The 10000-nt window shown below is 71.7% G+C and carries 8 protein-coding genes and 1 pseudogene; 3 read left to right on the forward strand and 6 right to left on the reverse strand.

The features are described 5' to 3' along the window. Positions 1-10: 10 nt before the first annotated feature. Complete coding sequence (locus STRIP9103_RS33675; RefSeq protein ID WP_048821461.1) at positions 11-3610, reverse strand: AfsR/SARP family transcriptional regulator; 3600 nt, start codon at positions 3608-3610, stop codon at positions 11-13. A gap of 300 nt (positions 3611-3910) precedes the next feature. Here STRIP9103_RS33675 and STRIP9103_RS33680 point away from each other — a divergent pair, with 300 nt between their 5' ends. Next, entirely contained in the window at positions 3911-4708 is a 798-nt protein-coding gene (locus STRIP9103_RS33680; protein WP_048821469.1) for a site-2 protease family protein, read from the forward strand. 43 nt (positions 4709-4751) lie between these two features. Here the strand turns inward: STRIP9103_RS33680 and STRIP9103_RS33685 are convergent, their stop codons facing one another. The 4 genes from STRIP9103_RS33685 to STRIP9103_RS33700 all read right to left on the reverse strand — a co-directional run bounded on the left by STRIP9103_RS33685 (position 4752) and on the right by STRIP9103_RS33700 (position 7582). After that, positions 4752-5021, reverse strand: a complete 270-nt coding sequence (locus STRIP9103_RS33685; RefSeq protein ID WP_078614140.1) for a hypothetical protein — start codon at positions 5019-5021, stop codon at positions 4752-4754. A 13-nt stretch (positions 5022-5034) separates the two neighbouring features. Further along, on the reverse strand, positions 5035-5781 hold the full coding sequence (gene npdG, locus STRIP9103_RS33690; protein ID WP_009328209.1) for an NADPH-dependent F420 reductase: 747 nt from the start codon (positions 5779-5781) through the stop codon (positions 5035-5037). 154 nt (positions 5782-5935) lie between these two features. Then, on the reverse strand, positions 5936-7000 hold the full coding sequence (locus tag STRIP9103_RS33695; protein WP_048821470.1) for a sialidase family protein: 1065 nt from the start codon (positions 6998-7000) through the stop codon (positions 5936-5938). Positions 7001-7348: 348 nt separating this feature from the next. Then, positions 7349-7582 carry a hypothetical protein gene (locus tag STRIP9103_RS33700; RefSeq protein WP_048821462.1) on the reverse strand — a complete coding sequence of 78 codons (234 nt, stop codon included), beginning with the start codon at positions 7580-7582 and terminating at the stop codon, positions 7349-7351. An 81-nt stretch (positions 7583-7663) separates the two neighbouring features. On the opposite strand from STRIP9103_RS33700, the gene map reads away from it, so the two are divergent. Together map and STRIP9103_RS33710 are read left to right on the forward strand one after the other, a co-directional pair. Next, positions 7664-8521 carry a type I methionyl aminopeptidase gene (map, locus tag STRIP9103_RS33705; RefSeq protein WP_048821463.1) on the forward strand — a complete coding sequence of 286 codons (858 nt, stop codon included), beginning with the start codon at positions 7664-7666 and terminating at the stop codon, positions 8519-8521. Positions 8522-8743: 222 nt separating this feature from the next. Continuing rightward, positions 8744-9436: a biliverdin-producing heme oxygenase gene (locus STRIP9103_RS33710; RefSeq protein WP_009328231.1), complete on the forward strand. Its 693-nt coding sequence runs from the start codon at positions 8744-8746 to the stop codon at positions 9434-9436. A 212-nt stretch (positions 9437-9648) separates the two neighbouring features. Here the strand turns inward: STRIP9103_RS33710 and STRIP9103_RS33715 are convergent. Then, positions 9649-10000 (reverse strand): annotated as a pseudogene (locus STRIP9103_RS33715) (PhzF family phenazine biosynthesis protein); the annotation flags it as partial.

Consider the following 10000-nt stretch of genomic DNA (forward strand, 5'->3'; position numbering starts at 1 on the left):
ACGGATCGGTTCAGATCAGGTCCATGGCCTCTTCCACGGTGAGGGTGCCGCCCTCGGCGTAGGCCGCCGCGTACGTGTCGTCGTCCAGTACGGTTCGGGCGGCGGCCTCCGCGCGGGCGCGGCTCTCCACCTCCAGCGGGCTGCAGAAGTGGCCGGGCGGCAGCAGCGCGTCGGAGGTGCCGAGGAGCCGGGCGGCGTCACGGGCGCGGGCGCCGCCGTCGACGCCCGCCATGGCGATGGCGGCGGTGACGAGATGGACGGCGGGCATCTGCGGTGTGATCACCCGGGCCAGCGGGTCCACGGCCTGCTCGATCGCCCGCCGGATGCGGTGCAGGGCATCGGCGTACTGTCCGGCCATCGTGTCCAGCCAGGCCTCGACACCGAGGATGAACCCGGCGAAGAGCACGAAGTTGACCACGTCGGATCCCTCGCGCAGCCGGGCGAGCTGCTCCCTGGCCTCGGTGAGGCGTTCGGTGCGGCCGAGCCGGATGGTGAGGAAGAGACGGGCCGCCAACTGGGCCTCATGGGTGGCGTGGTGGTCGGCCGCCAGCACGTCCTGCAGCATCTTCTCGCCCCGCTCGGCCTCGCCGCAATCGATGAGCGCACTGCCGAGGCGCACCCCGAGGATGCCCAACCGGGCGTTGGCGCCGAGCCGTTCGGCGTATCCGATGGCCCGCTCGAAGTTCTCCGCGGCCGACCGGAAATGCCCCGTGCGCTCCAGGGCCTCCCCGCGCGCCGACAGGGCCTCGGCGGCGCCCCAGACGTCGCCCAGCCGGTCGAAGAGCTCCAGCGACTCATTGGCGTCCCGGGTGGCGTCGCCCGCCCAGTCGCTGCGGTTGGCGAGGAGGTTGGCCCGCATCTGCAGGGCCTGCGCCAGCTCCCAGGTCTGGCCGAGTTCGCGGGCGGTACGGATGTTGGAGTCGACGATCTCCTTCACGCGTTCCATGTCGCCGGACAGCAGTACGGCGAAGAACCACATGGTGGTGGGGAACCGGCACACCTGCGGCTGGCCGGGGCGGTAGGTCTCCCGGATGACCCGCAGCTTCTCCCTGGCCGCCGGGGTCTCCCAGGCCGACAGCTCCATGTCCATGCAGCCGAGATGGAGGAGATGGACCGCGCGCCGGGCCTCCTGAAGGACCTCGTCGCGCATCGGCGGCGGGCTGTCGACAAGCCGTTCCGGCAGGTCCGGGACGGGTCGGGCGGGCGCGGTGAACGGGTCCGGGCCGAGCCGCTCGACCTGTGTGGACCAGTGTCGGGCCTCGCTCTTGAGGTCGCGCATGTGCCAGTACCAGGCCAGCGACAGCGTCAGACAGAGTGCCTCCTGCTCGTCCCGCTCGGCGACGGCGTGCCGCAGGGCCGTACGGATGTTCTCGTACTCCAGCTCCAGCAGTTCGCTCGCCGCGCGCTGGCCGAAGCCGCGCAGCAACGGGTCGGTGGTGCGGACCAGTTCGCGGTAGTACATGAGGTGGGCGCGCTCGGCGGCGAGGCGGGTGCCGGACTCGGCGAGCCGTTCGCCCGCGTACTCGGCGACCGTCTCCAGGAGCCGGTAGCGCATCTCCCCGCGCGGCGCCGGGGTCGCCACCACGAGGGACTTGTCGACGAGCGAGCCCAGCGCCTCCAGCGCGGCGGGCCCGCAGACGGCCTCCGCCGCGGCCAGGTCGCAGCCGCCGGCGAACACCGACAGCCGCCGCAACACCTCCCGTTCGTCCTCGTCGAGCAGTTCCCAGGACCAGTCGACGACGGCACGCAGGGTCTGCTGCCGGGGCAGGACCGTGCGGCTGCCGGAGGTCAGCAGCCGGAAGCGGTCGTCGAGGCGGTCGGCGATCTGGCGGGGGGTCAGCATGCGCAGGCGGGCCGCCGCCAGTTCGATCGCGAGCGGCAGGCCGTCGAGGCGGCGGCAGATCTCCGCCGCCGCGTCCGGGTCGTCCGCGATGGTGAATCCCGGGCGGGCCGCGGCGCCCCGGTCGGCGAGCAGCCGCAGCGCGTACGGCTCCGCCAGGGGTTCGACCGGTCGCACCAGCTCGCCCGGTACGCCGAGGGGTTCGCGGCTGGTGGCCAGTACGGTCAGGCCCGGGCAGCGTTGGAGGAGCTGTTCCACGAGGTGGGCGGCGGCGGCCACGACGTGTTCGCAGTTGTCGAGGACGAGCAGCATGCGGCGGCGGGCGCAGTGCTCGATGAGGCGGGCGAGGGGGTTGTCGTCGCGGTCGGCCACGACCCGCATCTCCTCGGCGCCGGCGCCGCGCAGGACGGTCTCGCGGGCGCCGAGGGCGGTGAGGACCGCCTCCGGGACGTTCGACGGGTCGTCCACCGGGGCGAGTTCGGCGAGCCATACGCCGTCGGGGAGGGCGGCGGCCACTGCCTCGCCGACCTCCTGAGAGAGGCGGGTCTTTCCGGCGCCGCCGGGGCCGAGGAGGGTGACCAGGCGGGCGGTGGTGAGGTCGTCGCGGATGGTGTCGATGTCGGCGTCCCGGCCGACGAAGGAGGTGAGACGGGCGGGGAGGTTGCCTCGGGGTGCCGCCTCGGGGCGGGGCCCGGTTTTCTCGCCCCCGCCGCCCCTGCCCGTCCCTCCCCCGCTCTCGGCTTCGCTCGAGCGGGGGGACCCCCATCCAGGGGCTGCGCCCCTTCGACCCCGCGTCACTGGGGGCTGCCGCCCCCAGGCCCCCGCTTCGGCCTGCACGGCCTCGTCCTCAAACGCCGGACGGGCTGGAGATGCCGGCCCCGGCTGCTCAGTCCTGTCCGCGCGTAACCCGGCAGCGTCCGCGCGCATTCCGGCCACGCCCGCGCGCAACCCGGCGCCCTCCGCGCACATTGCCGTTCCCGCGACCGTTGCGGGGCGGAGGTCTGGGGTGGGGTGGGAGGGGCTGCCGGCCCTGGATGGGGGTTCGCCGTTCAGGAGTTCGGCGTGGAGGGCGCGTAGTTCCGGGCCCGGGTCCGTGCCGAGGCGGTTGGACAGGAGGCGGCGTACGTCCTCGTAGGCCGCCAGGGCCTCGGCGGGGCGGCCGGTGGCTCGGAGGGCGCGTAGGCGGAGGGACTGGAGGGGTTCGTCGAGGGGGTGGGTGTCGCAGAGGGCCGTGAGTTCGGGGAGGACGGAATCGGCCTGGCCCAGGGACAGGGCCGCGGTGAGGCGGGCACGGTGGGTGTCCAGGCGGCGGGTCTCCCAGCGGGCGGCCTCGGCGGTGCGGTCGGGGAGGTCGGCCAGGGGCGGGCCCTGCCAGAGGGCGAGGGCGTCGTCGAGGGCGACCGCGGCCTTCGCCGGATCGCCGTCGGCCAGCGCGCGGGCGCCCTCCGTGGCGAGGCGGTCGAAGCGGTGCAGGTCGACGTCGTCCGGCATGGCCGCGAGGCGGTAGCCGCCGTTCGCCGACTCCACCGCGCCGGAGCCGAGGGCCCGGCGCAGCCGTCCGACCAGCGCCTGCAGCGCACCGCTCGCGTCGGCGGGCGGATCACCGGCCCACACCTCGTCGACCAGCGCGGGCGCGGGCACCGTACGGCCCGGCCGCAGCGCGAGCACGGTCAGCAGGGCGCGCAGCCGGGCGCCGCCGAGCGGGACGGGGGTGCCGTCGACGTGCAGTGCCTGGGTGGTGCCGAGGATGCGGTAGCGCACGGGGTCCATTGTCTCTGTATCGGTATCTGTCGGTGTATCGGTGTCTGTGGGTGTATCGGTGTCTGTGGGTGTATCGGTGTCTGTGGGGGCGCGGGCGGGGTACCGGTGTCCGGTTCGTCGAGTCGTTCGTCGAGTCGTTCGTCGAGTCCAGGGACCTACCTTGCTAGGAACTCGGAGGTGGTCGCGAGACGTTTTCGCCGTACGCCCGGTACCGTCGGGCAGTCCGAACAGCCCGAACAGCCCGAGCGATCCGAGCAGCTCAAGCGGTTCGAGCAGTCCAGCCGTGTGATCGAGAGTCCGAGGAGTCCCATGACCACCGCCACGTCCCGCCGGAGCGACCGGAGGATCAGCCCCGTCTTCGTGGGGATCGTGGCCGTCATGGCGGTCACCGGCTGGGCCACCTGGACCGGCTTCGCCGAACAGCCCGGCCTGGCCGTCTTCCTGTTCGTGACCTCGGCGTGGATCGTCTCGCTCTGTCTGCACGAGTACGCCCACGCCCGCACCGCCCTGCACAGCGGCGACATCTCCATCGGCGCCAAGGGCTATCTCACCCTCAACCCGCTGAAGTACACCCACGCCCTGCTCAGCATCGTGCTGCCGGTCATCTTCGTGATCATGGGCGGTATCGGTCTGCCGGGCGGCGCGGTCTTCATCGAGCGCGGCCGGATCCAGGGCCGCTGGAAGCACAGCCTGATCTCGGCGTCCGGCCCGCTGACGAACGTCCTGTTCGCGGCGGTCTGCACGGCGCCGTTCTGGCTGGACCTGACGGACGGGGTGCCGCCGGTGTTCCTGTTCGCCCTCGCCTTCCTGGCGATGCTCCAGGTCACGGCGGCCATCCTGAACTTCCTGCCGGTGCCCGGCCTGGACGGCTACGGCGTGATCGAGCCCTGGCTGTCGTACAAGATCCGCCGCCAGGTGGAGCCCCTCGCGCCCTTCGGGCTGCTGCTCGTGTTCGTGGTGCTGTGGATCCCGTCGGTGAACGCCGTGTTCTGGGACGCGATAGACGCCCTCATGCGGGGGCTCGGCGTCCACGACCTGCTCTCCGACTGCGGCTTCCAGCTGTACCGCTTCTGGCGCGAGGACAGCGACGTGTGCCTCCCGCAGTGAGGACTCGACGTGTGCCTCGCGCAGTGAGGACTTCCTGAAGGGGTCAGCTCGCGGCGGAGGCGCGCTCCGCCTTCGCCCTGCGCACGTAGTACCAGGCCATGTTGGACGACAGTCCGGCCATCAGCACCCACACGACACCCAGCCAGCTGCCCCGGGCGAAGGAGACCACGGCGGCGGCGACGGCGAGGAGACAGACGACGAGCGCGTAGAGGGCGAGTCGCCGGGCCGGGTTGGACGGGAGCGAGGGGGGCATGGGGGTCGGCTCCTGACAGGACAGTCGGACGAAGGTGGTACGGCGTCCAGTGTCCCCCATACCCGAGGGCGCCCTACACGTCGGTCAGGCGGAGCCCCGCGTGGGCCTTGTAGCGGCGGTTCACGGAGATCAGGTTGGCGACCAGGGACTCGACCTGGTGGGCGTTGCGCAGCCGGCCGGAGAAGATGCCGCGCATGCCGGGGATGCGGTTGGCCAGCGCCTGCACGATCTCGACGTCGGCCCGCTCCTCACCGAGGACCATCACATCGGTGTCGATCTCCTCGATCGCCGGGTCCTGGAGGAGCACGGCGGAGAGGTGGTGGAAGGCGGCGGTGACCCGGGAGTCCGGCAGCAGGGCGGCGGCCTGTTCGGCGGCGCTGCCCTCCTCCGGCTTCAGCGCGTAGGCGCCCTTCTTGTCGAAGCCGAGCGGGTTGACGCAGTCGACGACCAGCTTGCCGGCCAGTTCCTCGCGCAGGGATTCGAGGGTCTTGCCGTGCCCGTCCCACGGCACCGCGACGATCACGATGTCGCTGCGGCGCGCGGTCTCGGCGTTGTCCGCGCCCTCGACCCCGTACCCGAGCTCCTCGGCGGCGGCCTGCGCGCGGTCGGCGGCCCGGGAACCGATGATCACCTTCTGCCCCGCCTTGGCGAGACGGTAGGCGAGCCCCTTGCCCTGCGGCCCGGTGCCGCCCAGCACGCCCACGACCAGCCCGGAGACGTCGGGCAGGTCGAAGGGGTCCTTGGCCGCGCCCTTGGCGGGGGCGGCGCCGGGGGTCTCGGCGGCCTGGGAAGCCGTCTGTGCGCTGTCAGTAGAGGTCATGGGCCGACTTTACGTGCGGGTGGCACGGACGCCGACGGCCGGATCGGGTGAGGGAGGTCACGGGACCCGATCCGGACGTACGAGACGACGAGGCGTACGAGGCATACGAGGCGTGGGAGACGTACGAGGCGTGGGAGACGTACGAACCGGACCCTCAGGTGAGGCTCGCGATCGGGATGCGGCGGAACGTGATCGTCTCGTACGCGCTGAAGTCGCCGGTCTCGTAGAGGAGTCCGAGGGTGTGCTCGTCGACGCGTACGAGGTCGGAGTACGCGGCGGGCAGTCCGTCGACCGTGTGCGCGGTGCGCCAGGTGACGCCGTGGTCCGTGCTGGCCCGCACGGTCATCAGCGCGCGGAAGCCGGGGTCGGCCGGGCCGGAGTGGAGAAGCAGGTCGGAGTCGTGGAGCTGGAGGACGCTGCTCTCGACCACCGGGCCGACGAGGCCCGCCTGCGGCCGGAAGGGCTTGGCGAGGCTCTCGCCGCCGTCCCGCGAGTACGCGTCGGCGCGGGTGCCGGGGGCCGGGGAGTCGTTGCGGGTGTTGAAGTAGACACGGCCGTCGGGGAGTTCGGTGGCGGTGGTCTCGTTGGCGTTGATGTAGCCGTCGGTGTTGTCGTCGACGTAGCCGATGCGCCAGGTGGCGCCCCGGTCGTCGCTGAGCAGACAGTGGCCGCCGTTGTACTTGCCCTCCGTGCCGTTGTCCGAGCCGGCCGGGGGGAGGGAGTGGTTGGCCGGGACGACGACGCGGCCGGTGCGCAGCTGGAGGGCGTGGCCGGGGGTGGTGGCGTACCACCGCCACTCCGCCTTCTTGGTCTGCTGGGTGATCTCCGTGGGGCTGGACCAGGTCACCCCTTCGTCGTCGCTGTGCTGCACCCACACGCGACGCCCGTCGGCGGCACTCACCGTGCCCCGGCGGATGGCGTCCTCCGTGGCGAGGGCGGCGTTCCGGACATGGACCAGCAGAATCCGGCCGGTGTCGAGGACGACCGGCGCCGGGTTGCCGGCCAGGTCGTCGCCGTTCTTGGCGGCCACCTGCAGCGGGCCCCAGGTCCGGCCCCCGTCCGTCGACCGCTTCACCACGATGTCGATGTTCCCGAAGTCCTCCCGTCCACCGACCCGTCCCTCGCAGAAGGCCAGCAGCACGCCGGACGCCGTGGTGACGACGGCCGGGATCCGGAAGCTGGCGTACCCGTCGTCCCCGGCCCGGAAGGGCACGCTGATCTCGGGGGCGGGCGTCTGGGCGGGGGTGGCGGGCTCGGGGGTGGTGGTGTCGGTCGGGGTGGTCGGGTCGGCGGTGGGGGGCACGAAGGGCTCCTCGGGGGTCGCGGCACGGTCCGGTGCGGCGTGCGTGCCCGCCTCGGGCGAATTCGGGGTGAACACCGGGTCACGAGTGGCCGGTTGCGGCAGGAGGCGGGCGCCCACCCGCCCGCAGCAGATGGCGGGCACCCACCCCGCGTGCGCCCACCCGCCCGCGGCAGACGGCGGATGGCAGGTGGGCGGTGGGCGTTCCGCGGCTCCCGAGGAAGGGGGGCGGCTCGGGGAGGGGTGGGTGTTCTGCGGACGTGGGGGTCAGGCGTCGTTCGGGTCTCCTGTGGTGGGGCTGTCGTGCCAGCGCGGATCCGTCTCCCACTCCGCGTTGCGCTCGCGGGCCGTTTCCATGGCGTGGGTGGCTTCCTCCGGGGTGGCGTAGGGGCCCATGCGGTCCTTGCCGGGGCAGTCGGGGCCCTCCTCGACCTTCTTGTGCTCCAGGCAGTAGAACCACTCGCCGGGCTTGCCGACCGTGCGCCGCTTGAACAGGGGCATGACGTGAGCTCCTTTCGCCGGCCGATCGCGACCGATCGCCACCGACATGGTCCCCCACCGCCGCTGGTTAAACTCGCTGGCATGTCTGGCCAGTCGCTCCTCGCACCGGGGAAGCTCTCCCCCACCCGTACCGTCCCGGGAAACATCCGCCGACCCGAGTACGTGGGCAAGCCCGCGCCCACCCCGTACACCGGACCGGAAGTGCAGACGCCGGAGACCATCGAGGCGATGCGGATCGCCGGGCGGATCGCGGCGCGGGCCATGGCCGAAGCCGCCAAGCACATCGCGCCCGGTGTCACCACCGACGAGCTGGACCGGGTCGCCCACGAGTACATGTGCGACCACGGCGCCTACCCGTCGACCCTCGGCTACCGCGGGTTCCCCAAGTCGCTCTGCACATCCATCAACGAAGTGATCTGCCACGGCATCCCGGACTCGACCGAGCTGCGCGACGGCGACATCGTCAATCTCGACGTCACCGCTTACATCGGCGGCGTCCACGGCGACAACAACGCCACCTATCTCGTGGGCGACGTGGACGAGGAGTCGTCCCTTCTCGTCGAGCGGACCCGTGAAGCCCTCGCCCGCGCCATCAAGGCCGTCAAGCCGGGGCGGCAGATCAACATCATCGGGCGGGTCATCGAGTCGTACGCCAAGCGGTTCGGGTACGGGGTCGTGCGTGACTTCACCGGGCACGGGATCAACTCGTCGTTCCACTCCGGTCTGATCATCCCGCACTACGACTCCCCGCACGCGACGACCGTGATGCAGCCCGGGATGACGTTCACGATCGAGCCGATGCTCACGCTCGGGTCGTACGACTACGACATGTGGGACGACGGGTGGACCGTCGTGACCAAGGACCGCAAGCGCACGGCCCAGTTCGAGCACACGCTGGTGGTGACGGAGACGGGGGCGGAGATCCTCACGCTGCCGTAGCGATCCCCACAGTCCTCCAGCCCGCCTTCCGACTCCGTTCGGGCGGCGGGCTTTCTGCCGTCCATGGGCGAGCGCCGATTTCTGTGATTCGAGGTGAGCGTGGTGCGATGCCGGGGTACCGTTTTACCGACAGGGAGTCGGGAAACTTGTTGACTTAGGTAAGCCTAACCATAGAAACTGACGACAGGTTCTTGTCCTTCCTCTTCGGCACCGGAGGCCTTCATGAACGCGTCGAACGGATCCGACAGCGGCCCCGCCGCGGCGTCGGTCACGGCGTTCTCCACGCTCATCCGCACCGCGTCCCACGAGCAGCACACCGAGGCGGAGACCACGACGTTCATCGGCGACATGCTCGGCGGCAAACTCGGTGTCGACGCCTACGCGCGCTACACCGAGCAGCTGTGGTTCGTGTACGAGGCACTGGAGAGCGAGGCCGCCGCCCTGGCCGACGACCCCGTCGCCGGGCCGTTCATCCAGCCGGAGTTGCTGCGGCTGGCCGCACTGGAGCGGGACCTCGCGTATCTGCGGGGGCCGGGGTGGCGGTCGACGCTTGCCGCGCTGCCGGAGACCGAGGCGTACGCGGAGCGGGTCGCCGAGTGTGCGCGCACATGGCCCGGCGGTTATGTGGCCCACCACTACACGCGGTACCTCGGCGACCTCTCGGGCGGGCAGATCATTCGCGACCGGGCCGAGAGGACGTGGGGGTTCGCCAAGAAGGGCGACGGGGTCCGGTTCTATGTGTTCGAGGACATCGCCAATCCGGCCGCGTTCAAGAGGGGGTACCGGGAACTGCTGGACCGGGTGCGGGCGGACGATCTGGAGAAGCAGCGGATCGTGAGTGAGTGCAAGCGGGCGTTCGCTTTGAACACGGCCGTGTTCAGGGCGCTGGGCGAGGAGTTTCCGCTCAGCGCGTGAGGGGTCCGGCGGGAGGCGTTGAGAGCCCGGGACCGAAGGCGCGTCGCGGGCTGCGGGTTCGTGGAGGCTGCGGGTTCATGGAGGCTGCGGGTTCATGGAGGCTGCGGGTTCGTGAGGGCTGGTCGCGCCCACGCGGTGGAGCCGCACAGTGACACAGCCCCCGTGCCCCCAAGGGGGCGCAGGGCACCCTGCGCCCCAAAAAACAGGGTGCCTCAGCGCTCCAAGAACACCCTCCCCCCGACCTCCACCCACCCATGCGGCTGCGGTGCCGTCAGGATCTGTGAGCCCGTGCCCTGGATGATGTTCAGGGCACGGCCCAGTCGCGCGGTCAACTGGAGCGCGGCGGCACCGGTGGCCTCGTCCTCGTCGATGCCGTCGTCGCGGCCGGGGAAGGCACGCGCCCGGATGCGGCCCGCCGCCTCGTCCTCCCAGGCCCAGGCGTAGATCCACTCGCCGGGCGGCGGCACCTGAAGGTCGTCGACCTCGGCGGAGGAGCCGTACTGGCGGAACGTGCGCGGCGGGGCCCACTCCGGCATCGCCTCGATCCAGCTGAACTCCCCGTCC

The sequence above is a fragment of the Streptomyces ipomoeae 91-03 genome (assembly GCF_000317595.1).
GTDB classification, from domain to species: domain Bacteria; phylum Actinomycetota; class Actinomycetes; order Streptomycetales; family Streptomycetaceae; genus Streptomyces; species Streptomyces ipomoeae.